The organism is Salmonella sp. A29-2 (genome assembly GCF_020150755.1).
GTDB classification, from domain to species: domain Bacteria; phylum Pseudomonadota; class Gammaproteobacteria; order Enterobacterales; family Enterobacteriaceae; genus Salmonella; species Salmonella enterica.
Window position 1 is genome coordinate 3,586,199 of record NZ_CP083731.1, and the last position, 25,437, is coordinate 3,611,635.

Here is a 25,437-nt window from a genome sequence, read left to right on the forward strand (position 1 = left end):
ATGTAGGGTATAGCGTACGCTCCGTGTGTTTTTACTTTCCGGCTGCTGTTAAATCAGCAGAGATTACCGGTGAATTTGCACCCGTACGATATTCCACACGAAATGCATTACTTTTTATTCCGGCCGGAATATCAGCACTCCCGCCGGGATAAATACTTTTGTCTATATTCTGCCAGTGGCATGTGGTGTCGCAGTTGCCGGCCCGAATAAGAGAAAGCCGGGTATTTCCCGTATTCAGCAGGTGGTGACCGTTCGTTACCAGCGCAGGCCTGGGGTCTGACGGAGAAACACGCAGCAACACCCCCCAGACAAGATTCACACTTACGGATGAATTTTGCTTTCCGCCTGCCTGTGGATCATCTTCCAGTTCAGGAACAGCCTCGAAGTATACCCGCCAGGCTTCCTCTCTTTCCGGTGCCTGAGTACTGATAACACGTATTGTTTTTTTTGTTCCCGGGGAAAGGGCAAATTTCTCCGGGGAGACAACAAGTCCTGTCTCTATATCATTCCCTGCTGGTACCTCCTTCTCCTGTGGCATACCAGGGTGTTCAATACGCATGATTCTTGTTCGAATATATTGCACATGATCTGATTTAGAATAGACGAACAGCGAGGTGGCCTCTTCGCGGCTACTATTAATTTCTGCCGCCATGGGATAAACGAGCATATTCGCCCTGGCATGACCACATGCAAACATAGCGACACAGAGAAACACCCCGGGAAGAGTATCTTTAAAATTCATACCAGATTTTACCGTATAAAAGTCATCTAAATTTTAGTATTAGCATAGACAGAAAGTTATCAGCATAAAGAAGCAAATTACGATTCAGTGTTAATACATTTTGTGTGGAGGGCATCATACGGAATAAAATTTTTCGCTCAATACCTCTGTTTTTTTCAGGAAAGAAAAAATTAGTAAATAAAAGTCCACGGATTTCATTCACCAAAAGCGAACGACAGATCTGTAAGAATCGCTGAACAATTAATAACGCCGCAGTAAAAATTTTGGAAATTCTTCATAAGAAAGTTGTTACTGTGTACCTGACTTACTCAGATAAATGGAACTGTATTCCCCCCCCTTCAAAGCAACAAATACGTAACATAACAACGTAGGAGACAGAGAATCTAAAGAAAGCCCTCCAGGAGGGAGATACAATTCAGACTACAAAACCAAATAAACCTTAAACAAAGCCACAAATAGACTGATCATTATGAGGTTTTACAAAACCAGGTAAAAAAAAGTAAGCAAAGTAATTAATTTAGAAAACTAAAGTTACAGTTAGATCAGATTTACTTGCTCAATATCTGTTAAAAATATGATATCAGCAAACAAAAACTCATACACATCATATGGTTATGCTTGATGTTTACACCTCTCCAGCAAAGTGTAATCAATATAATACACTGTTTTTAGCTTAAATATTGGTTAAATACTCCATAAACAACAATAGAAAACAGAATAATTAACCATGAAAATATAATTCACCTTTTAAAACATAATGTTATAAAAAAACACCATTCAAATTGATGCCAGTCCCTTACCTGTCAATGTTGTTTACGGTTCCTTTCCCCCTTTTGTGCGAGTAAGCAACATGAATATACAAGTCTTAACGACCAATGCCTCTGTCAGCCCAAAAATAAGTCGACATTCCTGTGCATGGCGCTGCAGCAGGAATAGAACGGCAGACATCAGCGCGGAATGGAATCCCGGCTGAAACAGGCTCGTCTGCCATGAGTCAAAACGCTGGAGCAGTTCGACTTCAGCTTCCAGCCAGGCATCGATCGTAAGGTCGTCCGGGAGTTGGCCGGTCTGGCGTTCGTGGAGCGCTGCGAGAATGTGATCCTGCTGGGGCCCCCGGAGTGGAGAAAACCCACCTGGCCGCTGCCCCCGGTGTGAAAGCGGCAGATATGGGCCATCGGGTGTTGTTCATGCCGCAGGACAGGTTGGTAGACGCTGATGAAAGCGAAGCTGGAAAACCGCCTGGAGCGCCAGCTACAACAACTGAGCTATGCGCGGGGGCTGATCCTGGACGAAATAGGTTACCTGCCAATGACCAGTGAGGAAGCCAGTCTGTTCTTCCGACTGCTGAACCGACGGTATGAAAAAGCGAGCATTATCCTGACGTCAAACAAAGGCTTCGCAGACTGGGGTGAGATGTTCGGTGATAACGTGCTGGCAACAGCGATCCTGGATCGGCTACTGCATCACTCAACCACACTGAATATCAAAGGAGAAAGTTACCAACTGAAGGAAAAACGCAAAGTCGGGGCGCTGACCAAAAGCGCAACGCCAATCAGTGAAGATGAAATGGCGGAAAGCGGACAGCAGAAGTGATCAAACAGCGGATATTAAAAATAGCGAAAAACGACCATAAATCCTGGCGTTGACATCCTCAAGATTTAATATCAGAAGCTTCCATGCCGCCGTATCCAGACTTCCAGTTGTCCCTGGTGGCTTCAGAAATACCGGCCTCCCGGTAGACATCTTTAACAGTCCGTCCGGATTCAACTGATCTAATCACAGCGATGATCTGGTGCGCAGTAATACGGGCTTTACGCACAGCGATCTCCTGCGTTGGCAGATTGATTATGCCGGATGATCTCTAAATGTGAATGGCTCGATTATGCGGGATACTTACAGTGCAACCTGGCGCCATTTTTCAGTACACTGCAACGTTTCTGGTATGGGCTTAACTTCCGGCTGCCCAAAAACAGCCCCGTCCTGTTTCCGGGTATTATCATTTCCGTCAGTCGGCATCATGTTTTGTATTGGGCATCGTCAAAAGACGACTGGCTGACCAGTCGCATATCTCGATGCCTCAATTCAGTCATCATCATGTGGGTTTAAGTCAGGAACGTGTCAAAACCATTCCAAACGGGTTAATCATCATTCAGAAAATCAATTTGTGGGCGATTATTCCATTTATCTTCAATAAAAGACAGAAAGCGTTGAAATAAAGGAGAATAATACTGACGATGACGCCATACAAGATAAATGGGGAGATCTGGAACCCTCCATTCAGGAAGTATAATTTCAAGTTCATTATTTTTTAAGTATTTGGTGGCAAGCCAGGCCGGAGTCATGAGGTTGATACCCTTTCCTTCTAAAACCAAATTAAGAACACTCAAAAGATTATTGGAAGATAAATGAACATTAACAGCGCCACTAATAGTGTATGATTCATCTTGACGGAAAAGAGTAAGAGGTCCGGAAAGACCATGGTTGTGAAGACCCACAATAATGTGATTTTCCAAATCGCCAGGATGTGAGATCCTGCCATATTTTCTGATATATTTCGGACTCGCACAAAGAACCAACTTTAAAGGGCTTATCTTTCGATACACGAGATCCTCACTTTCGATTATGCCACTTTTAAAAACCAGCTCATCAAACTCCAGGGATTTACTAAAAAAATCGCTACGCTCTCGTGAATCCAGGTAGATTTTTGTATCCGGATAGCTAGCTGTAAATTCCCATATCCACTTATTGGCAAGAAACTCACAGACAATAGCCGGAGCCGAAAATTTTATACTCCCTCTGATAATTTTATCCGGATTTCGCAATTCATCCAGCAAGGACTGAAAGGAAGATGTTATCCTTTTCATGCTTGCATAGGCTGTCTGACCAGCTCCAGTCAGTTCTAAGTGATGTGAATCGCGCCGAAGTAAAGTAACCTCAATAGAATTCTCAAGGCGGCTAAGCGATTTACTGACAGCAGAAATGCTAATATCTAATTCCCGCGCAGCCCGGGAAAGATTCCCCACTTCCGCCACTTTAATAAATATCATCCAGTCTCGCATACCACGATTATTGATCAGTTCCATCATTATCTTCCGTTGATAAAAGAAATTCTTATATTAAAGGAGCTATCAACGACTTACTGATGCGTCATTGTGTGCCTCAATGTCCTTGATATCATCATAATAAAAAATCTATTGGCTGCAAAATAGCATCTGAATCGATCATGATTTTGCATCCATCTCCGGTTACTAATTGAACCTGTTTACCACTCAGTGTAAATACCCTATCTCAGAAGTGATCGTCAAGGTTGTCGCCGAACCAGATACCAATAATAAAGTGGTTCATTGTCATGCGCCCGTTCTGCAAAGGCATTCTCCTTTTCTGTGACGCAGTCTGGAGCGCATTAATTGCATCGTTCACCTAACAAAGTATCCCGTGGAAACAAGCAAAACATCGCCAGATTATTCTTACTTGAGTCCCCCCCACCCGGTTCGACATTATTTGTGAAAGTGGAGGAAACAGAACAGACGGTTTAAATAAGACGCTTACTCAAAACATAAACCTATGTGCAGGCCCTCTCATTTCGTCACGTCGCTGATATCCAGCTTTACTGGTGCCAAGGGAAGATATCTGCGCAAGGCAATAATTCCGGCGCAACAACAACCACTCCCGCTGGGCCTCTGTACATTCAAAATCTCCCATGACCAAAAGCCAGCGGGTAGAAGCCCTGCGCCAGTGACCTGCGGCCTCCAGATTCTGCGCAACCGGGTCTATCACGGCCTCCGGTGTTATCTTATTTCTGCTCAAAATCAGCACCATCATTTGGGATATAGCCTACAACCCCTGCCCGCCGATGATGGGGGAGGATTCGGTATGCAGCACTTTCATCCTGGTCTCCGGCTCAGTCAGCTATCCGACGTGCCCCCTTATGCCGGGCCAGCAGCGAAGAAAATCCGGGCGTGGTGTGATAAAACAGACGACGTTTCAGCCAGCCCACATTCTTTCGCTCCTTTGTGTTGATACGACCAATACGCTGTGAACCGATGACTGGATTGTTCATACGCCTTTCTGTGGTATACAGGTATGTGAACCCCAGCTCTTCAGCCACATGAATATAGTCAGAACAATACCAGCCCTCAGGCCAGCACAGATGCTGACTGCAGTAACCCAGCATCTCCCTCATCCGCTTACGACTAAGAAGAATATCGACACGAAGCAAATCCGACGGATTACGGGACACAGGTTTCTGGTCCCAGCGTCGGTGGGTGTGCGTGTGCGAGTGAAACTCAACAAGGCCACTGAGGTGCATCTCCCGGACCTCTGACCAGCGCAGCATGACCTCATCAGCCCGGCCTTGTTTAACCAGCATCTGACACTCATCATGAGAGTACACCGGTTCGCCTGCAGGAATACGGACCGGTCCGTCACTGATCAAACTGGTCACAAGAAAGAGATGCGCATGCAGATTAAACTCCTGCAGCACCGGAAAAACCTGCAACCAGTTATCCAGCCAGCCGCCATCAAAGGTCAGCATGACGCTTTTACGAGGCAATCTTGCACCATGATAAAAAGCTTCCACCTCTGCAGCAGTAACGGTTTTCCAGCCAGATTCAGCCAGCCATTTCATCTGCGCCCGGAACGTACGGGGAGATAAGGTTATCTGTCCGGGTTTATCACTGACATGGTGATACATTAATACCGGTAAATGTCGTGCATAAGACATATGCTTTATTCCTTTATGTAAAAAATAAATTATTTTTACGCCTGAGGGGACAAGAAAAAGCCCCCTAAACATAAAATCTTAAATATCACATATGAATACCTGACAGATAAACAAACCTTATACTAAGGGCTTATAAAGCCCCGCTCACAAAAGAGTGAATCAAACAAATCCACAAAACAGAAAATAATAAAGGCATCAGTGTCCGTTAAATTATTTTACGAAACATAATATTCCTCTCCCTACAAAAAAAGATGAATTTCAGATTTTAAAATCAATCAGCAATTGATTTTTCTGCAATGAAGATTGCTAACCATATTTGCCTTGAGTAAATTTTCAATACATCCTCGAACCTGATATACAGTATTCGCCTTATTCACTGATACAGGAAGTATGAGTGGAACAGACGGCTACGTATCCTCCTGCGCCAATGCACAGGCCTTAAAATCCAGCGTCCAGGTGTCCGCAGGCACTTCCTGATTGCCATCAACGACCACACTGAAACTGGCGTTATCTGCAGCGGTTCTTAAAATGGCGCCACGACCACTCACCGTATCTGGTTGCCACCCCTCGCCCTCCAGGCGAACCTGAATGTGATGGCGAGGATCCTGTTGCCCGCTCAGCAGCAATACGGTAGGCGTGTTACCCGCCTTTTGCTCATCGCTCCATACCCGAAACCCGCTGTGACTGCCGTGATAAGTCACCCAGCCTTGCGCAAGCACCATCCCATCTGGCACGTGCCCAGCCCGAAAGTAAGTCCCTACACGTAGCGTTGTCTGAAGTTTTTCTGCGGCGTTCGCTATCGGCACCAAGCTACTGGCAGCGACCAGTAAGCTTACGCTATAGATAACCGTTTTCACTCGCTGTATTTTCATCCACATTATTCTCTCCTTCAGAATCGGCTATCTGCAGAGACCGCTCATTTGATACAAGCCCGCGATTCCCTTGTGGGCAGGTAGGTGGTAGTTAACCCGACATTGCTGTGCTCCCCATTTCACCGTCAGTTCGCCCTTATCCGCCAGACCAGTGAGATAAACCTGGCTATCAGTATCCACCAGATCAGCGCTGCCATCCTGCCCATTGACTGTAACCTGCGCCCCGAAAGGAATGGCGCTACCATCTTCCCGTTTCAGCGTCATCAGTGCCCTGGCCCCGATGCGAGTGTGAAACTTCGCTTCCACCACCGCCCCTTCGGTTGGCACCACGCGCACATCGGTTTGTGTGACCTCTGCGTCATCCGGTAGTCGCGACGGATCGAGGCTGACTGTATTCTCCTGATAGACGTTCAGGTTGCCCACTGTGGTGTCGCCACGAAAATCCGTCTTAACGCCAGGCCAGCCGCCAACTGGCACCCCCGAGGCCCCTGGCGCTTCAACCAGCGCCACTGAGCCTTGCAAAGGTTGCCCCAGCGTCACACCATGATGGTGGATAACTATACCTCCCGCGATATTGGCTCCCATCTGGCGCATCGCCCGGCTGTAGCTATAGTCACCACCTAACAGGCCGTAAGCCCCATTCCATGCCAAGTGCAATGCGCTGTTATTACCACCACCTGGCGGGGCATCGGCACGGTAACTCTGACGCACCTCCCAATCCAGTTGCTGACTGAATGCCTCTCCGTTGACCCCCACTTGTTGCGTCTGACCACCGTGTGATGGTGAAGTCATCTGCCAACTAGCACTTACATTATTCCCCGTCCAGCGGCTTAATGGCATACTGAACCACAGGCTGGTTATGTTCTCTTTACGGTGCGCGCCATTGCGCCACAGCGTTCTGTTTTGATTCCAGTTCAATGACAGCGAGCCCCCTCCGATAGAGGTTCCCCAACTCAGTCCGTAGCTGTCATCATGACCGGGGCGATTACGCCAGTCGGTACGGGAACCGGTTAAACTCAGATTGCCCAAATGCCTCCCCCATGACTGACTCAACATCAGGGTAGTACGCGAGCTCGGCTGCAAATTTTCCCGCCACGACCATAGACGGTTGCCATTATGTCGATAACTGTCGAGCACATCGGATAGGGTGTTATAGCCCTGCGAGGCATACTGCCATCTCGTCAGAAAAAAATTTGTCCCCGTCGCAGTCAGCTGGTTGCTGTAACGCAGTCGCCAGGAGGCTCCTTGCTGTACCGCCTCCCCCTGACGCTGACTGTGTGTGTCGCTTCCATCGACAGATAAACTCCCCCACCGCCCGAGAGATCCCCCCAAACCAAGCAATGCAGCTTGATAGTGCGTTGCACTCTGTATACCGCCGTATGCAGTGAGATTCCACGGCAGACCATACATCAACGTAGCCTGCGCGATCTGCGCCTTATCCGTTGCAGAGTCTGACGATCGGTATCGGCCCGCCAACAGGCTGTACTTCAAATATCCCTGGTGCAGTGCTATCGCCGGGGTCTGATACGGCACCACAAACATTTGTGTACTGCCATCGGCCTCCCACACGGTGACATGCAGATCACCACTACTGTCTGTTACCGACAGATCCCGCAGTGCAAACGGTCCGGGCGCCACAGTGGTGTTGTAAATGGTGTAACCATTCTGTTTGACCTCCACCCGAGCCTGCGTGCGGGCAATCCCACGCACTACCGGAGCAAACTGCCGCTCACTGTAGGGCACCATGTTGTCATCCGATGCCAACATCACACCGGTAAATGGCACACTATCAAATATCTCCCCCTGCGAAGTCTTTTGCCCCAGAGTCAGACGACTTTTTAGTGAGTACAGTCCACGCTCAGCATAGGTATATGCTGCCTGCCACTTCCCCGACAGTTGACCACTCCGCTGCCAGCTGGTCGCATTGCGGACACGCCACGCACCTATATTGATTCCCGGTTGCAGTTGTACCCAGGAAGAGTTGTCACGCCTCTCCATATCCATTTTGTAATCCGTCTGCGTTGTCCTCGCACTGTAGTTCATCAGAAACGCCGGAATACCATCATCCCAGAGATCTTCAGGAGCGATCCCCTTAAATTCCGGACGCAACGCCAACTGCGGAATACTCAGTTGCAGTTGCTGATTGTTGATATCCAGTACCGCTTTAGCCTGTGGAATGGCGGTCAGATCCGCACACTCATCTGGGGGCTTTGCTGCTTTCCACAACTGAGGGTAATCTTCCGTTTTTACGCCGTAGCGTGAAAGCTGACTGACCGTCAAACAAGGAGCCAGAAAAGGCGTTCCTTGCCCATCCTTTTCCAATTTGAACACCACATCACGGGTGTCGACACGTTTACCATTCACCATCACGTCCACGCGATAAGTCCCTGGCTGTTGTACCCCCTGGTTAAAGAGCGACATATCAACCCCTTTCGCTGCATCGCCCAACATCGATGCATCGAATGTGTAAGCGTGCGCATTTGCGCAGTGAACTACTCCCGCGATAAACAGTAGCAAGGCAGGATGTTTGAACTTCATATTCTGCCGCTAAGCCCCTGGATTTATTTAAGGACGTAGTGGAACGGATGACTTTTACCACCAAAGTCTGTAATAACTCTCCACTCGATATCACCACGAGTGCCACCTGGCATATTTAGTGTTTTGTCAGCAAAGGGGGGGATATACTCAAGCCCTGTAATGGGCTTTCCCCCTACTGTGACGAAGGCTAAATTCATGTAAAACGGGGTGGGGTTCTCCACCTTAAGTTTGTTGCCCGTCTCCACCCATCTTAAATTTCCTGCAACATCTTCCGGCGTCCCCTTCACGGCATCCGGGCGGAAAATCAGCTTATCACAGACGTTGATGGACAAATTGAGGTCAAGGGTCGCGCCCTTAGCCTGTGTATCCGACGGTTCATTTTCGGGTGGTACCGCCTTTACACAGACCCACTGTAAAGTTTCACGATCCGTTGGCATGTCACCACCAGTACGGACAATACGCAGTTGACTCTGCTGGTTCGCTTCTAAACGAAATAGAGGCGGCATCACCAAAAAGGGAGCAGGCGAACTTTTGTCTGCTGCTTTGACTGAAGACTGAACCAAAATAGGGTAATTCTGCGGGTTGCTCACCGAGAGCGTGGCTCCAGCTGTACCAGCGTGATAAATCACCCGTGTAGCCCCCAGCTTCACGCTGAATGATTTAGTGTTTAAATTTAATTTCTGCTCAGAGGCATACACTGGAGGAGTTATAGAATTAGAGACGAATAAAACAGCCGCCATTACACCAAAACTAATAATTTTCATATTACAAGTTATAAAAAAATGTATGACTTGATATTTATTGCGCCTTAATAAGGCGCAATAAAAGTTGTTTACTATTAAGCTTGATACTCCGCTATGTGTAGCGTCACTGGATAAGTATCAGCCTTTACCGTTTGTGATCCAGACAATTTCACAGCGACTTTATCTGTCATGTTATATACCCACCACTTATGCGAAGCACCATCCACTAATGAACCTTTATTGGCACAGGCTACCCCCCCAAAGGTAACTTTAATGGTATTACCACTTTTACCAGTTACCGTCCACACATCGCTGCCGTTGCCCACTGTTTCAGGTTTAGAATAGTCTCCCGTTACCACGTATTGTTTGCTCGAACCGCTTGCCGAAAGTATAGCAATAGCCTCATCACCCTTATGAGCCCCTGCCACCAAGCCAGACACTGGAGTAAGCTGTGCGTGTAGTTGTCCAGGATTACTGAAATTTACATCCGCCGACACGCCAGTGCTTGTATTCGGCACGAGCGAGCCGGCATAACAACTAGCAGCCATAATGCTTAATGCACTTGCGATAATTAAATTTTTTACATTTTTCATCGAAAAACCACCTTTTTTTTGACCAAATTAAAATAGTCCAGCACATCCATAATACATAACGCCATACCAAATCTTACCGTATGTAAAAATCCGTGGCTGGTAATAACAGCTTGTACTTATTGGTATTTGTTACCAATTCAAATAAGTAATGTCATAAAAATCTATATATCAGAGCACCTCTTAATCTGAAAAAAATTGCGTTATTGCCAATATAACCAGCATTGATGTTAACATCGTATTGTCAGGGTGGAATAGAATGCCAGTCAAAAAGCAATTATACCTTCCATTTACATTCAAGTGATAACATTACAATGAAACCCACCACACTGGGTGTGGGAAACTTATCTTCGAAGAGAGGATAATTATCAGGCATCGTTGCAACATTGTTTATATTTAAACATACATCTCCTAACTCGACGGTAAGATTATTAGTTAACTTTTCCTCGCAGGGAAGATCTTTAATGGAAAATCTTGTTTTCCGAAACGGAAAAGCAATTATAGCGCTCCAACGAGAGTCTCAACACTAAGAGCTGACTGACACAGGCCAGACTGATTATACAGGCATGAAAAAGCTCTCCCCTTCCTTTCAGTTCTTGCTGGATTATGCAAACGTCGCACCACCTCCCCGTGAACATGGCACATTAATTTGAAGCAGCTCTCATCCGGTATCGCTTTTCAGTACAGCGAAATTCATCGCAGGTGCCCCTGTAAATAGACCCGTTTTAGTTCCATGCATTTTTAAGATTCCGGCCAGATAACGTCATTGGCGGTATTCCTCCGGTATCATATTGTTCCGCGATTCATGTGGACGTTCGCAGTTATATTCTGATAAACCTTTATCCGTAATTTCCTGCACCTCATTCAGCGTTCTGAACAGATAAGAATTGAGTATTTCTGTACGGTATGTCCGGTTAAAACGCTCGATGAAAACGTTTTTCTTCGGCTTACCCGGCTGGATAAACGCCAGCTTTACTACATGTTTCTTTGCCCATTCAGCCAGTGCCAGCGAGATAAATTCCGGTCCCTTATCCATACGCAGCATGGCCGGATAACCGCGGTTGCTGTAATCCTGTCGAGTACACGGACCACTCGCAGAGCTGGCAGATTCAGATCGATTTCAATCGACAACGCTTCACGATTACAGTCATCAACAACATTGAACGTGCGAAAACGACGCCCACAGACCAGCTCTGGTTCAGCGCTTCCGGCGTGACCAGTGGCGAGGGATTGCGTACCGGCAGCCGTTGTTTACCCTTACGGCGAAAATTCAGCTTGAGCAGACAGTAAATACGGTGGAGCCTTTTGTGATTCCACGCGTATCCCTGCCGCCGTATCCAGACCTCCAGTTGTCCCTGGTGGCTTCAGAAATACCGGCCTCCCGGTAGACATCTTTAACAGTCCGTCCGGATTCGACTGTTCTAATCACAGCGATGATCTGGTGCGCAGTAAAACGGGCTTTACGCACAGCGATCTCCTGCGTTGGCAGATTGATTATGTCGGATGATCTCTAAATGTGAATGGCTCGATTATGCGGGATACTTACATACTCACGCGTTGAGAGACTTTCAGTTCGTTTGTACGGTGAATAGATACCGCAGGCGGGGTTTATTAACGGGATGCCCGTCAAGGTGCGGGTAATGAGGGATTGCATCGTGATCACGCCGCAGCATACCCGCGGACTCTTTGGCTGTATTGAAGGGATGGGCGTGATCCGCATTAATAAACGGAATGCAGAACAGTGGTTAAAAACATTTCTGGGGGCGCTGAACAATACCGGAGATATTCCGGTGATTAAACGCAAAAGAACGGAACAGGAGTTAATGAGTAATTGATAATAAAAAGCCGGGAAAAGATAACCCCTCCGGCTTTTACACATTATTCATCCGGTTCCAGATGTTTTATTTCAATCCTTTTGGTTTTATTTCTGGATGCTTTTCATATAATGGATTCATTATTTTAATAAGCATTTCACCCATGATAAAACCAACCGCTTCTCGATATACCTTAAATTCATCCTCATCACAACGGGACTGAACAACAGCAACAGATTCATCAAGTTCCTTACCGAATCTCAACATTAAATCACTAATTAATATAGCTGTATCCTTATCGTTAACCATACTTATTCCTGTAGTAAAAACATCAATAGCCTTGATTTCCTTTACATTCGTTAACACAATTCCAGCAAGCAAATCCGTTACTTTTTGTAGGTAAAGGCATAAATGAGCATTCACTAACGCAATTATTTTCAACAATTTTTCATCTTAATAACTTGCCAGGATCATCTCTATCAGTACCACAAGTAATAAGACCAAGAAGATCACTATCTGTAATAGGATTCAGAGGATAATGATATCGGTTCCATCCCCCTTTCAGCCCTATTGGATCTGCGTAATATACCTTCCCAGTCCCGGATTATAGAAACGATGCTAGTTATAATACAGCCCCAATTCTTCATCGCATTGGGATAGGCTTTAACTGGAGTTATCACACGTTAATGTAATTTAATTACCTCCCCATGTTTCCCCGCATCATCCGTAAACATTGCTTGCAAGCATATTTTTTGTCCATCATTTTTAATATAGTTAAATTCTTCAATTAAAGAATAGTTAATATAGTCCACTCTATAATATAACTCCACGGATTTTGAATTAATGACATTACTATATTGAAGTTTTCGCCCTTTAAATTCACCGAGTATTTTCATTTTAGTTCCCATAACTGTTAAAAAATCTTTTCTCGCAGTGGCATTTTTGAAAGAGTCACATGACAAATCATATATCTCAGCATACTCCCCTTTATTATAAAGAGAAAAAAGCTTATCAACTTCTTCTTTCGCAACTTCTCGAATAGCGCTATCATTTTTAATATTCTCTCTACCTAACCATGTAAAAAATAGAATAACGAACAACACAATCAACACCATAAATAGTAACGATAGAAAAAATCTATTTCTTTTCACTTGAATTCACCTGATAACCAATCATATTCCTTATCCATCAGATCGAAAATCTCCGATAGACACCTCGAATGCCGGAAGCATGTGAGTTCCCCCTAGTCTCCAAATCCGGGTTCCATACTCACACCTTTTGTATATTTATAACTATCATTTTGATCACAAGCATCTGTATAAGCCATTCCCGCAAGAAGTGCCTCCATAAGAATCCCCTCCAGACTCTGATATTCCTGGTAATAAATCAGCATCAGGGGCTGATAGTGTGAATAACAAACCAGCAGAAGTACCTGTACCGCTATGATCACACAATGAATAATACGCACAAACCTCTCTTTCCTTTGGGGTGTGTACTCCGGCTCCAGTTGTCCCGCCATCTGCTCCGGCGTCAGCCTCCCGTAACAGCCATACCGGTACACGTACTGCATATCTTCCGTGATGCGGTTATCCGCCTATAATGATTTCCCGGCTTTTATTCAACGAAGGATTAATAATTTCATGTACAGTCTCTGATATTCTTTACTCAGAGTTATCAGCTTATCCCCCAAAATAAATCACATATTATCTTGATTATTTTTTTAAGATTATCTCTAAACATCCCTCTTTTCGATAAAGTGGCATATAACATCCATATTATCGCGATTACACTTCCAATAATAAAGATCAACATGGATATTTTATTAATCATATTCATCAAACATCAATGTCCCTATCTTTTTGATGAAATTCATTGGAGAATCCATCATGTTATGGAGTTTCTCTTTACACACATCGCTAATTGATGGCTTACCTGGGCGTCAAACTGTTCGCTATAAGGGAATACATCTAATAAATTTCTCCAGCACCTATCCTTGTCGGTTTCATTAAGTGATTCTGATAATCATAAATTTGCCCTGTTATATGAAGCAGTTGCTAATTTGATATTCCCCCCATGCCAGAGAGACATTGCCCACTGGAGACAATATAACCAATCCATCAGCAGCAATACCTATCCCGAGTTTGGCTACCCCACTTGCGTGCAATCTTGCAGAATTAGCCATATTTAAACTAGCCGTTAACATTTTTGCCGGATTAAATGGAAGACTATCCAGACTATTATTAGTCTCATCTATCATGCGACTACATAATTCACATGTAAACAATCCCAGCGGATCTGTATCTGTGACGGGATTCAACGGATAGTGGTAAGGATTTAATCCTCCTTACAGCCCTGTCGGGCCCTGACTGACGAACCTGCCACACTCCGGTGCATAATATCTGAACAGATTTTAATGCAGGCCCGTTTCATCGTCAAAATACGGCCCCGGTAGCCGGTTGCTCATCACCGCCCGGTACTGGCCGGGGAGAGGGAGGCGCGGTGCCAGGATGTCGCGCCCATACTCGCTCACCCTAAGCTCCACAATCAGCCAGCATCCGGCGGAGAATTAAGAATTTATTTAGTCAGCAAATATGAATGCCTCCGGCGCCAGCGTCCGCCACATCAACAGCGAAACCTGCATGACCACCAGTTACTCACATATCCCCAGCCAGCACCTTAAGGGTGACTGGCAGGAAGAAGCGGGATTTAAGACCGGGCGCGGCGTCACCGTGAAGATTTCACAGGGGTGTATTGTGCTGATGGCGGACAGTAACGAGGAGCAGAAGCTGCGCGAACAGCTTTACAAGGCTGAACAGGTGGTTAAGGGGATGCGGGACGTGATTGTTTAGTGGAATGAACGGGGATTAATAATAAAAGAGGTCCGAGAATATCTCTCGGACCAATATACTAACGACCACCATATATAGAGATGACTTCTTTAGTCTTTACGTTTATGTTAACATTTATCTCTTTAACCTCAATACCACCAGAACCTATATCCATCCAGTTATCTTGAGTAATTTCCTCTGATAAAAATGTAATAGTATAGAACTCTACATTTTCTGTTTTACGGATAATAGGATTGAAAATTAAATAAAAATTTTCCACATCGTATAATTTACTCCACTCACTATTTTTAATTGCTATAATTGCATTAAATAAGAACGGAGTTAATTCTTTATCAATCTCAAGAACACAACGATTTTTTCTATTCATCAGATATACCCCCGCACCTTATAACGGTATCGCATCATCAGGGCCGCTGACTCTACCAAAAATCTTCCAAAACCCGCCACTTAGCGCTCCTAAAGCATCAGTATAGCCAGGATAATAACCATTTGCCTGATTATGAATAAATATATCTTTTGAAGAAAATTGATCACTATCATGATAATCTCCTGCCTTATTCGTCCGGTTAAAACCCGCATCTGAATAATCGCCGTGCGTGTGATATTGCCCGACGGGTGTAGAACCTTTGGGTAAACCACCTGCGGAGTCTTTAAATGTTGGTGCTGTTCTGCTGGTTCCTAAACGACCACGTGTATATCCGTAAGAACCATCTTTAGCTCTAAATATAACTCCGCCGTACTCTCTGTTTTTAAATATGGACATCGGATTATATTTACTTAGAGCAGATCTCACAGCATCATCCGCACTTGAAAAACCTGAACATGATTTCCTTAATCCGAGGGGATCGATCCAACTTAACGGATTCGGCGCATACGCATATAAGTTTATTCCGCCCCTCAGCGAGATTGGATAAGGATAGTGGATCTAATCAGATTGTGGAACATAATGTCAGTTTTGTATGTAAATGACAAAAAACACTGCATCATAGTTCATATGCTATCGTCTTACTCTAATCAGCATTCCATCTTTATGAGTATTATTCTATCCATTAACCGATGGGTAATATCATAGGGCAAAAAAACAATCAGTCATTTTTTCATCATGCTGATACTTTCATCAACCGCATATGACACCCAAGATCTTCCATTTACACTACAAGTCTCGGTACAACTTCATCCCTGCGCTTAACGTATTTATAACTAGTCTCTCAAAAAAGTCATAGAAGTTATCACTAAATTTATAGAGAGGCCCACTTACATTCTCAGCATTTATATCAAATTTTTGTAAATCATCTTCCGAGTGTAAATGAGTCCTATCCCAATAATAAACGCCTTTCTTTTCACCTTCACATACTAAGACAAAGTAGTTTCCTCCCGGGTCGGAGCCGATAATAAATGCATTGCTTATGAAATCTATCTCGTCGAGATATTCATTATTCTGGTAAACTAATTCATCGTTTCTATTTGAAATTCCGTATCCGAATAACGCATAAAAGGCAATGGCCCCATCATCAACAGAATCATAGTCAAATTCACAAAAATCAGGCTGCTTAACAACAAACCCGTTATACCGAGACAGAAAATCCTTATAGTCATCGGGAAATGATAATGAAAAATTTTTTTCCAGATCTCTAATTTGGTTTTCGGCTAAACCATTACCACATGAAACAGGCATATGCACTCCACATTTACAAACATTTATTTCTAATATTTGAGACACCACCCCGATGGGTAAATCTACTATGTATGTCTTTAGGAACTTCTTGCATGGTGACTCCGTTTTGATGATGATGCCAAGTATTAACTTCCAAATCGGCAGCCCCTTTGGGAGCTAAAGCATTGGCTTTGCCAAAATCTCCTGATGGACCCAAGCGGTGATTCCCTTTTAAATCGGGGACATCAACATGTTGCACCTCATAAGGACTGAAGTCTGGATATCCATCCGGATACCTCACTACATTGCCATATTTATCTTGATATACCCATGTCTGACCATCAATCTCCTGCCAGATACTTCCTCCCTTATCTAACCATTTATCCGTTAATGGAGAATTCAACGGCTTGCCGATCAAACCCCACGGATCAATCCAGCTTAACGGATTCGGTGCATATTGGTAGAGGTTAATACCTCCATTCAGCCCAATCGGATCCTGACTGACGAACCTGCCACACTCCGGTGCATAATATCTGAACAGATTGTAATGCAGCCCTGTCTCGTCGTCAAAATACTGCCCCGGCAGCCGCAGCGGCTGGTGAAAGTACGCCCCGCTGTTGCTGATGTCCGCCGCATTCTCTCCAAACCCCCTGATATATCCCGCCCACACCAGCGTTCCGTCCGCCGCCGTCACCTCCTGCGGCGTGCCCGTCACATCCGTGTGGTAATACCACACCTGCCTGCTTTCTCCCCGCCCCGTTACGCTCGCCACCGGCGTGTACGGCTGTTCCGCATCGTACAGATATGTCCGCCAGCCCTGCTGCTGCACGTTCTCCTGCAACAGCCTGAACCCCTCCCACACAAAGTCCGTCCGGCTCCGCGCCGTATGGCCCGTGTGCCGCCCGTACGTCGCCTTGCGGATTCGCCTCCCCAGCGCATCGTAGCCGTAGTGCGTCTCCGTGTTGCCGCTGATGACCCGCGTCAGCTGCCCCTGCGCGTTCCACTCCAGTTGCTGGTCGCGCCGCGTGGTCAGCTCGCCCCACTCGTTATAACCGTAACGGTCACGACCACAGCCCGGCAGCCGGTTGCTCATCACCGGACCCTGCCCTTCGTTATCCAGCAGGTTGCCCGCCTTATCGTAATAATAACGGTCATGGTCATACATCTGACCTGAGCGCCCGGTCAGGTAACCGCTTCTGTCATAGCTGTACACCACGCTGCCACGCAGGCCGTCGTCAATCGTGCCCACCTCGCCGTGGTTGTTCCAGTAATAGTCCCTCGACGTCACGCAGCCCTGCCGCGCCGGGCGCTGGCCGGGAAGAACAGGGGCACTGCCGGACGCCAGGCTGCGCTGCCAGCTCAGCAGCCCGTCGTCGTCATAGCCGCTGTACGTCGCAAGCTGCCCCTGCGTGCGCATTATCTGACGGTGCAGGCTGTCGCGCTCATACTCGCTCACCGTCAGGCCGTCCAGCGCCGTCTGTAACAGATGCCCGCTCCCGTAATACAGATGCGTCAGGTGCTGCCCGTCCGGCAGCGTGATGTCCGTCGGGTTGCCCAGCGCGTCGCGCTGATAACGTATGCTGCCGTTCCCCGCGTGCTCCGCCGTCAGCCAGCCGCTGCGGTCATACTCAAAACGCACCGTGTCGGCCTGCATCCGGTGCTGCTGTTGCCCCGCCTCCGTGGGCGTGAGCGTCACTGCCGTTATCTGGTCCAGCCGGTTGTAGCTGAACGTCCGCTGGCCGTGTTCATTCTCCGTCCGTAACAGACGGCCCAGCGCATCCCGCTGCTGCGTCTCCCGCCGCACGCCGCCCTGCGTGCCCGTGGTCTGTATCGCCGTCAGATAACCGCTGTCGTCCAGGATAAAAGTACGGCTCAGTCCGTCCGGGCGCACCTCACGCACCAGCCTGCCGTCCGCATCGTGACTGAACCGGTACTGCGCCCCGTTGCCGTTGGTCAGCGCGGTCACCCGGCCTTCCGGCGTGTACTGCCAGCGCGTCTCGCGCTTCTCCTCATCCGTGTGCGCCGCCAGCAGACCGCGCGGCGTATACCGCCAGCTCTCCACGCTCCCCGTGATGCGCCGGTGGCTGCTCATCAGCCCCAGCGCATTCCAGGTATACCTGTCCTGCTGTTTCCCCGGTGAGTTCACCGTCTCCGGCAACCCAAGTCGGTTGTAGCTGATGCGTACCACCTTCCCTTCCACGTCCGTCACCCGCGTCAGGTTGCCGTCCTCATCGTGGTCATATCCTGTGCTGCGCCCTGAACAGTCGGTGTACCGCGTCATCTGCCCCCGGCTGTCGAACGCCGTCACCACCGTGCCGCCCGCCGCATCCGTCCGGCTGCACATCTGCCCCTGTTCATCGTAAGCGTACTGCGTCACCCGCCCTTCCGGGTCCGTCTCCTGCACTGGCTGGCCGTGGGCGTTGTACTGCGTTTTCCAGACAGCGTCATCGTCCAGCGCCGTGCGCGTGATTTCGTCGAACTCGCCGTTCCACTGCGTCTGCGTCACCCGGCCTTCCGGATCTGTCGTCTTCACCACCCGGTTCTGGATGTCATATTCATACGCCACCGTGCGACCGCCGGGCAGCTCAATGTTGACAGGGAAGTGGTCTTCGTTGTACGTGAAGCGGTACATTCCACCGCCCGGCGTCCGGTGCGCGGTGATATACGTCTCCCTGTCGTACCACCACTGCCATGACTCCCCCTGCCTGCCGGTGACGGTGGTGGTGCCTGCGGCAAAATCATAGTCAAAGCGGTAATGTTCACCGTCACTGGTGTCGTGCTCCGTTACGCGCGGCGCGCCGTCGAGTTCCTGCCAGCGGTAGCGGCAGGTGAACCCCGCCGCATTGCTGTGCGCCGTCATCAGCCCGTTTTCATAAGCAAACTGCCGCACCTGCGTTCCCGCCCGGTTCACCACGCCAGTCAGTTGACCGTTATCGTCATACCGGTACTCCACCAGATTGCCACGGGTGCCGCCCTGCACCAGTTCAATTCGCGACAGCCGCTCCCCTGCCGGGGTCTGTGTGCGGTGCAGTAACAGGTGATGCCCGCTGCTGGAGGCTATCCGTACCAGTCTGCCTCCTTCGTGCCCGAAGACAATGCGCTGGCGGTGCGGCGTCTCCATAAACAGCAGGTATGCCATGCCGTCACTGTCAAAATCACCAAATACGTAATAGCTGCGATCGGTGTAATGCAGCACGTAACGCCCGTCATGCAGGCGGCTGAGGTATAACTGTTCTTCCGGGTCAAATATCTGGTGGCCGGGCGTCAGCATCGTTTTCGGGTAACGCAGTTCCCGCCCCTGTACGCCGGTCAGCGTGATGTGTTCATCGTCCTCGCGCAGGCTGGTTTCCCAGTTCAGCCGCCAGCCCCGTCCCAACAGTCCCACAGTTTCCAGGTGGCTGGCGTAAAAACGCGAGCAGGTGACCGGCAGGCGACCGGGCAGGGTGAAGTCCGTTTCCGGCAGCAGGATTTTCTGCCCGGTGGTCACATCCACCGGATTGCTGAACAGCCCGCTGATAGCCTCACCCACGGCCATCCCGACAAGCTCCCCGCCGATAAACTTAGCGGCACATTTAGTGCCAAATTTCGTCCCCAGCTTTGCCGCCTGCCGCCACGCCCCGGCCAGCCCGCCGAGCAGACTCGCCACGACAAACAATACATCCACCACCTTGCGCAGCCAGTCCGGAATTTCAGAACTGATTTCCAGTACCGTCTGTGTGCCGCCGCCGAGAAACACATTCGGCGAACCGTCTTCAATCACCGCGTCGCATTCGGTGTGGTCATCCTTACGGGCGGCGGGCTGGCTGTTGATGTAGATATTTTCCGACCCCTGGGCGATGCGTTTTTCTGCGATATGGTTATCGCATTTCACCGTACTCAGTACCGCGCGCGCCGCCGGGCGACTGTTGGTGCTGACATTCTCCGAACCGGTGAGGATTTTTCCTGCCGTGTGGTGGATGGAGCGCCCGATGGCCTCGCCCAGTTGCAATACCCCGGAGGCTATTTGATCGGCCATAAAACCCAGAATCAGCCCGGCAAGAAAACCGCAGCTAAAGAAGGCAAAGGCGGCAAGCGCGATAATGGCGATGCCGATGATAGCGCCGATAAGAAACCCGGCGAGCGCACTGGTGTGGTAGATAGGGTCATCCACACGGGCTGCTTCATACATGGTCACACCTCCGTGTGATTATTCGTTTTTATCCGGCTGAAAGCCTGCCAGCCAGGTGTTCCAGAGTAGGTCTGCTTTATCATCAAAAGGACGGGGACTGGTCAGGGTGAAGACCAGTACCTTGCCAGGGGTTGCAATAAACCCGGCCTGACGCTGGTACACTTCCGTTTTCCCGGATTTATGGGTGGCGGCAATTTGTTCCCCCATCAGGGCATCATTGCCCGTTCCTGCCTGTGCAGGCGCTCGCGACAATACCCGGTGCTGACCGAGATTTTTTTTCATCAGCGCAATCTGGCGGTCAATATAGGCGGGCAGGTCTTCATCAGGTTTTAGCGTATCGCGGGAAATATTCAGGCTGGGCGATGTTCGTTCATTGCCCTCCAGGATAAAAATATTAACGCTGCGATCCGTAAATGTTTCAGGCAGGACAAAACACCCTTCCTGTATGCGGTATGGTCGATCCATGAGAACTCCAGGTTTAATTCAGATCACTCAGAGGTGGGAAGGGGGGCAATATCATCGGCGGTTACGGCTGTGCCGCCATCCGGGTTCATATCAATACCTTTACCAATCAGTTGCATGACATCGCTGGTATGTAACATCAGTTGCTTGCCACAAAACTCAATGGAGCCGTCCTTATGTAAAACAAGCGCCGCATTGCCGCAGCGAAGCGTGAATTGATCGCCAACATCTAAACGATAAGTGGTGCCGATATTGATCGTCTGCGCCAGTTTTACGGAAAGGCCGTCATTCTTCGTTACCGTGGTGTTTCTGTCCTCACCAATACTGTTGGTTTCATTTTTAATAATGGTTTTAGTGCGATCCACCATAACCGTATGCGTTTCATTATTCTTCACCGTGGTGTTGAGATCTTTTTCCGCGTGGAACTTCACTTCCTCCGCGCCCGTTTTGTCGTCAAAACGCAGCATGTTGCCGTTCGTTGGCCCGCCATACAGCGAGTGGCTGAAGATCCCGCTCTGCGACGCCATTCCCGGCAGTCCCCACGGCGGCATGGTGTCCTGGTTGTAGGTACGCCCCACGATGATCGGCAGATCCGGATCGCCGTTTTTGAAATCCACCAGCACTTCCTGGCCGATACGCGGGATCTGGATCATCCCGAAGCCTTTGCCCGCCCATGGGTAGCTGACGCGTATCCAGCAGGAGCTGTTTTCATCCATTTTGCCGTAGCGATCCCAGCCAAACTGTACCTTTACCCGCCCGTACTGATCCGTCCAGATTTCCTGGCCCGCCGGGCCGGTGACGATGGCGCTCTGCGGCCCTTTGGTGTGGGGTTTGCTCACCGTCCGCTGCGGGCGGAACACCTCACGGGTCGGGTGCAGTTCAAAACGGGTGGAAAAGGTAAAGTGCTGGTCCTGCCCGCTGTGCTGCGCGTTGTCCTGCACAAACAGCAAGGTCTGCATCAGCAGGTATTCCTGATTGACTTCGGCAGTGGGATAGTTTTCCAGCGTGAAGGTATAACCGGTCATGAGTGTGCGGATATTCCCTCCCCCCAGCACCCGACTGCCGGGGCTGCGCTGCGCTTCCATACGAATGCACGTCAGCATCTCGCCTTCACTCTTGTCGAAGTAGTCTCCCGGCCACTCATAATGCTCGTAGGTGGCATTACCGGTTTCACGCGGGTTTGCCACCGTGTTTGCCAGCAATGAACGTGGCTTCGTAAAATCGAAATCATCCAGCACCCACTGGCCAGTCCGCAGACTCTCGTTTGCCGTGATAGTGTGGATAAACTCCTTGTCCAGCTTCAGCCCTTCCTGGTGCCACTCGACCAGCGGCGAGTCCGGACATGCTTTGTGGGCGCTGATGGCATCCGCCAGCACCAGCGTGTGACTGTCCTCGCTGTGTTCAAACCACCAGTAGATGCCCCACTCCTGCATCAGTCGCTGAAGAAAATCAAAATCAGTTTCACCGTACTGCACCTGCCAGGTACGTACCGGGTAGCTTTCCACCAGCCGCTTTTCCACCGGGTAGGGGTATTCCGCCAGCACTTCATCCAGAATATCCACCACGGTTTTATTCTGGAATGCTTTGTAGTCGCTGGTATGGGTCAGCAGTTTTACCCACGGCTCCATACGCAGCTCATAGGTAACCGAACGCCCTTCATGGCCCACCACCCGCGCCGCCGTGACCAGCCCGCTGATATGTCGTTTACCGCCACCATCCAGTTCGATGTTGACGCACAGATCTTTGCCCACCATCGGTTTGAGCGGCAGGTTGGCCGCCGGGGAGACATAGCCCAGATTCAGGGGGTCGGGCGTTTTTAGCTGTACCACATAGCTGAACAGTTCACTTAATGTTTCGCCGCCGTCCAGGCTGGCGAACAGTAATGCGCCCGGCGGTACGGCGCTGCCGCTGACCGTCACATTATGCGCCCCCGGCCCGCCTGCAACAGCGGAGACGATGGCCGATACCGCATCCTGCGCCATACCTGCGGCGGCGGCAGCCTGCGCCGCTGCCACCGCGGCTTTCACCAGTCCTGATGGCTCCGGCAATGCGCCAAACAGCGATCCCGCAGCCTGTTCCACGGCGGCTTCCGCCGCATCTGCCACGCTTCCGGCGACTGAATCTGCGGTGACACCGCCACTTTCTCCGGTTATCGGCGGCGTGGTTGTCGTCAGCCCTCCCATACCGGATTTATTATTTGTGGATACAAAACTCATGGTAGTGACTCCTTTAATACCGGATTAAAATAAATAGACTCACCGTCAGGAAACAGTGCCCCGCACTTTATAATGCAACCAGCCTGTTATATTTAAATATTTACCAGAAGAACAGGGTATATTGCTGACAAGAGCCATGAAAATAAAAACACAAAAATTAGCACATAACATAAATACTGAATTACATAAATAAGGAAATGAATATAACAATATTATGATTTTATTTTTATTACGCTTACCAGATTCACATTGCATTTTATAAAAATTTGATTAATAACCAGCACACCGCCAGCCATATACTTTATCATTGGTGCTCATTACTTATCTGGCCACCATTGTAATGATTGTCAACCACAGCACGTCCAGACACGATAATTTCAGCCGGTTTTAACGGTATTATTGTTTTGTTCCACCATTCGTTTGCTGACCAGAAACATACTTAACATTAACCGTAAATGTCTTTTCACCATTTTCTTTTTCCGTCTCCTGTTTCAGAATACGGAAAAACACCGGTTCCACTTCAATACAACCATGACTGTAACCTTTGGTGGAATCATGGATATAAAAACCACCCCGCTTGCCCCCACAGGCTTTTCGGGTCTTCTCATCCGCTGATTCCAGCCGGATACGGTTATATCCCCAGTTCGCCCAGTATATCTCACATGTTCCGGCAGCCTGGCCTCGCGGAATGGTACTCCAGCCCCATGATGGTCCCAGATCACAATCCGCAGCATTTCTTATCGGTGCCTCCCCCTGAAACTGAATAAACAATTTATAATTCCCTTCCGGTATCGCCGCATCCGGCACACACTGTTTATCTGGCCACTGTAAATCCGGTAACCCCGTGGTCGCCTTAAATATCCCGATACCAGGCCATGTCAGCTTTTGCCCGTCAAAAGTCAGTCTTACTGCCATCATCTTCTCCCTGACTATTCTGTGTATTACAGCGGTGGTGTACAACGTATCATTAGCGCCAGCTTCTGATCCCGTACAGACTGGTTATCCACCGATAATACAAAGCTGAAAGGATAACGTCCCTGCATCTTCGCCAGTGAAATATTCCCCTCCTGAAGGGAATATGCACTTCCGCGTCCGTAACCCTCAACATCCTGCGCCAGTAAGCTGGTATAGTTGATTAATGTTGAGAAACAGCCACATTCACCGGTACTTTTTTTCAGTGTGACCGTTGTTTTCAGAATGGTAAGGTTATCCATTTCCTGACGATGAACGGGATGGATATCCACACACTCCGCCAGCGGGTTATCAATGTTTACATCTGTTCCGCCCCAGGCAAATACGGGCAGGAACATTCCTGCACAGGCAGACATAAACAGAACCTCTACAGCGTACTTTTTCACAGCATCTGACCTCTATTTTTTTCATCCACCAGCCCGCGCCTCCTTCGCCAGCAGCTCAAAACCGCCCCGGTAATGCCACTGCTCACGCAGCGCCGGACTCCCGTCCGCATACCGCTTCTCACTCGCCGACAGCGCCATCCCCAGCCACTGATAACGTACCTCGCTGACGGTGTGGTGATTTTGTTTCCACGCCGCACGGATAATATTACGCTTCGCCGTTCTGCGTTCGAAAGCGTCGTAGCAGTATTCAGAAAGACTGTGTCTTGATTACGCCGCAAAATACCCGCAAACTTTGGGCTGTGTTGAAGAGATGAGCGTGACGTATATCAACCAGCGAAACATTAAAGCATGGCTGAAAAACTTTCCCGGTGCGCTGAATGATACCGGGGGATATTCCGGTGATCAAACGTGGCAGATAATTGATATGGTCCCGGTGATGAACCGGAATCTTCAATAGGTCAGTGCGGATCAGTTACTCATTTCTCTCATACGGCGAATGCACTACCCGACTGCCATCAAATAGCGCTTCGATATGCGTCAAAACAGCCACGCGTCCGCCGAATCCGGCCACGCTGTCGCTGCCCCCCAAGTCTTTCTATACTTATTTATTCCGATTTTCATAAAAAACAATAGATGATTACATGGGGGAGTAGTATGATAATAAAATCTAAATATTATTTGGGGTTTATTACAGTGTGACAAAGTTTC

The 25,437-nt window shown here is 48.6% G+C and carries 19 protein-coding genes and 10 pseudogenes; 3 read left to right on the forward strand and 26 right to left on the reverse strand.

Features of this window, described 5'->3' with window-relative positions:
- Nucleotides 1-31: 31 nt before the first annotated feature.
- The gene (tcfA, locus tag K8W53_RS17510) at nt 32-742 is read right to left on the reverse strand and encodes a fimbrial chaperone TcfA (RefSeq protein ID WP_001009507.1); all 711 of its coding nucleotides are present in this window, start codon (nt 740-742) and stop codon (nt 32-34) included.
- A gap of 1,035 nt (nt 743-1,777) precedes the next feature.
- Here tcfA and K8W53_RS17515 point away from each other — a divergent pair.
- Nucleotides 1,778-2,335, forward strand: a pseudogene (locus K8W53_RS17515) (ATP-binding protein).
- A 64-nt stretch (nt 2,336-2,399) separates the two neighbouring features.
- Here the strand turns inward: K8W53_RS17515 and K8W53_RS17520 are convergent.
- From K8W53_RS17520 to K8W53_RS24025, 11 genes and pseudogenes are all read right to left on the reverse strand, one after another.
- Nucleotides 2,400-2,561, reverse strand: a pseudogene (locus K8W53_RS17520) (transposase); the annotation flags it as partial.
- An 80-nt stretch (nt 2,562-2,641) separates the two neighbouring features.
- Nucleotides 2,642-2,761: pseudogene (locus K8W53_RS17525) on the reverse strand (hypothetical protein); the annotation flags it as partial.
- Nucleotides 2,762-2,880: 119 nt separating this feature from the next.
- Nucleotides 2,881-3,828, reverse strand: a complete 948-nt coding sequence (locus K8W53_RS17530) for a LysR family transcriptional regulator (RefSeq protein WP_000970302.1) — start codon at nt 3,826-3,828, stop codon at nt 2,881-2,883.
- A gap of 495 nt (nt 3,829-4,323) precedes the next feature.
- Nucleotides 4,324-4,561 (reverse strand): annotated as a pseudogene (locus K8W53_RS17535) (PerC family transcriptional regulator); the annotation flags it as partial.
- An 82-nt stretch (nt 4,562-4,643) separates the two neighbouring features.
- Complete coding sequence (locus tag K8W53_RS17540; protein ID WP_000119391.1) at nt 4,644-5,465, reverse strand: polysaccharide deacetylase family protein; 822 nt, start codon at nt 5,463-5,465, stop codon at nt 4,644-4,646.
- A 407-nt stretch (nt 5,466-5,872) separates the two neighbouring features.
- The gene (afaD, locus tag K8W53_RS17545; RefSeq protein ID WP_000266939.1) at nt 5,873-6,343 is read right to left on the reverse strand and encodes an AfaD family invasin; all 471 of its coding nucleotides are present in this window, start codon (nt 6,341-6,343) and stop codon (nt 5,873-5,875) included.
- Nucleotides 6,344-6,364: 21 nt separating this feature from the next.
- On the reverse strand, nt 6,365-8,875 hold the full coding sequence (locus K8W53_RS17550; protein ID WP_023223985.1) for a fimbrial biogenesis outer membrane usher protein: 2,511 nt from the start codon (nt 8,873-8,875) through the stop codon (nt 6,365-6,367).
- 23 nt (nt 8,876-8,898) lie between these two features.
- On the reverse strand, nt 8,899-9,639 hold the full coding sequence (gene safB / locus K8W53_RS17555; protein WP_052939572.1) for a pili assembly chaperone SafB: 741 nt from the start codon (nt 9,637-9,639) through the stop codon (nt 8,899-8,901).
- Between the two features lie 74 nt (nt 9,640-9,713).
- A complete protein-coding gene (locus K8W53_RS17560; RefSeq protein WP_058654878.1) occupies nt 9,714-10,211 on the reverse strand; it encodes a Saf-pilin pilus formation protein SafA in 498 nt (165 codons plus the stop codon).
- Nucleotides 10,212-10,971: 760 nt separating this feature from the next.
- Nucleotides 10,972-11,545, reverse strand: a pseudogene (locus K8W53_RS17565) (integrase core domain-containing protein); the annotation flags it as partial.
- Nucleotides 11,479-11,676, reverse strand: a complete 198-nt coding sequence (locus K8W53_RS24025) for a transposase (RefSeq protein ID WP_023203419.1) — start codon at nt 11,674-11,676, stop codon at nt 11,479-11,481. The gene K8W53_RS24025 and the pseudogene K8W53_RS17565, both read right to left, overlap by 67 nt.
- A 52-nt stretch (nt 11,677-11,728) precedes the next feature.
- On the opposite strand from K8W53_RS24025, the pseudogene K8W53_RS17570 reads away from it, so the two are divergent.
- Nucleotides 11,729-11,971, forward strand: a pseudogene (locus tag K8W53_RS17570) (SymE family type I addiction module toxin); the annotation flags it as partial.
- A gap of 138 nt (nt 11,972-12,109) precedes the next feature.
- Here the strand turns inward: K8W53_RS17570 and K8W53_RS17575 are convergent.
- The 5 genes and pseudogenes from K8W53_RS17575 to K8W53_RS24035 all read right to left on the reverse strand — a co-directional run.
- The gene (locus K8W53_RS17575; RefSeq protein WP_012664366.1) at nt 12,110-12,388 is read right to left on the reverse strand and encodes a hypothetical protein; all 279 of its coding nucleotides are present in this window, start codon (nt 12,386-12,388) and stop codon (nt 12,110-12,112) included.
- A 130-nt stretch (nt 12,389-12,518) separates the two neighbouring features.
- Nucleotides 12,519-12,676 (reverse strand): annotated as a pseudogene (locus K8W53_RS24030) (RHS repeat-associated core domain-containing protein); the annotation flags it as partial.
- A 29-nt stretch (nt 12,677-12,705) separates the two neighbouring features.
- Nucleotides 12,706-13,173 (reverse strand): sugar tyrosine-protein kinase, encoded by a 468-nt coding sequence (locus K8W53_RS17580; protein WP_000828182.1) that lies wholly within the window; start codon nt 13,171-13,173, stop codon nt 12,706-12,708.
- Nucleotides 13,174-13,265: 92 nt separating this feature from the next.
- A complete protein-coding gene (locus K8W53_RS17585) occupies nt 13,266-13,541 on the reverse strand; it encodes a hypothetical protein (RefSeq protein WP_223163371.1) in 276 nt (91 codons plus the stop codon).
- A 762-nt stretch (nt 13,542-14,303) separates the two neighbouring features.
- A pseudogene (locus K8W53_RS24035) lies at nt 14,304-14,477 on the reverse strand (RHS repeat-associated core domain-containing protein); the annotation flags it as partial.
- Between the two features lie 136 nt (nt 14,478-14,613).
- Between K8W53_RS24035 and K8W53_RS17590 the strand changes: the two are divergent.
- Entirely contained in the window at nt 14,614-14,871 is a 258-nt protein-coding gene (locus tag K8W53_RS17590) for a SymE family type I addiction module toxin (protein ID WP_023203422.1), read from the forward strand.
- A gap of 58 nt (nt 14,872-14,929) precedes the next feature.
- Here the strand turns inward: K8W53_RS17590 and K8W53_RS17595 are convergent, their stop codons facing one another.
- From K8W53_RS17595 to K8W53_RS24040, 9 genes and pseudogenes are all read right to left on the reverse strand, one after another.
- The gene (locus K8W53_RS17595; protein ID WP_023203423.1) at nt 14,930-15,238 is read right to left on the reverse strand and encodes a hypothetical protein; all 309 of its coding nucleotides are present in this window, start codon (nt 15,236-15,238) and stop codon (nt 14,930-14,932) included.
- A gap of 18 nt (nt 15,239-15,256) precedes the next feature.
- A pseudogene (locus K8W53_RS17600) lies at nt 15,257-15,781 on the reverse strand (DUF4329 domain-containing protein); the annotation flags it as partial.
- A 243-nt stretch (nt 15,782-16,024) separates the two neighbouring features.
- Nucleotides 16,025-16,546: an SMI1/KNR4 family protein gene (locus K8W53_RS17605; RefSeq protein WP_023203424.1), complete on the reverse strand. Its 522-nt coding sequence runs from the start codon at nt 16,544-16,546 to the stop codon at nt 16,025-16,027.
- 13 nt (nt 16,547-16,559) lie between these two features.
- Nucleotides 16,560-20,693 carry an RHS repeat-associated core domain-containing protein gene (locus K8W53_RS17610; protein ID WP_072106084.1) on the reverse strand — a complete coding sequence of 1,378 codons (4,134 nt, stop codon included), beginning with the start codon at nt 20,691-20,693 and terminating at the stop codon, nt 16,560-16,562.
- 18 nt (nt 20,694-20,711) lie between these two features.
- Nucleotides 20,712-21,158 (reverse strand): DcrB-related protein, encoded by a 447-nt coding sequence (locus K8W53_RS17615; RefSeq protein WP_000375832.1) that lies wholly within the window; start codon nt 21,156-21,158, stop codon nt 20,712-20,714.
- A 23-nt stretch (nt 21,159-21,181) separates the two neighbouring features.
- The gene (locus K8W53_RS17620; protein WP_052939573.1) at nt 21,182-23,371 is read right to left on the reverse strand and encodes a type VI secretion system Vgr family protein; all 2,190 of its coding nucleotides are present in this window, start codon (nt 23,369-23,371) and stop codon (nt 21,182-21,184) included.
- A gap of 396 nt (nt 23,372-23,767) precedes the next feature.
- Entirely contained in the window at nt 23,768-24,289 is a 522-nt protein-coding gene (locus tag K8W53_RS17625) for a DUF2778 domain-containing protein (protein WP_000968384.1), read from the reverse strand.
- A 23-nt stretch (nt 24,290-24,312) separates the two neighbouring features.
- Nucleotides 24,313-24,729 (reverse strand): DUF2195 family protein, encoded by a 417-nt coding sequence (locus K8W53_RS17630; protein ID WP_001596567.1) that lies wholly within the window; start codon nt 24,727-24,729, stop codon nt 24,313-24,315.
- Between the two features lie 475 nt (nt 24,730-25,204).
- Nucleotides 25,205-25,321: pseudogene (locus K8W53_RS24040) on the reverse strand (hypothetical protein); the annotation flags it as partial.
- Between the last annotated feature and the right edge of the window lie 116 nt (nt 25,322-25,437).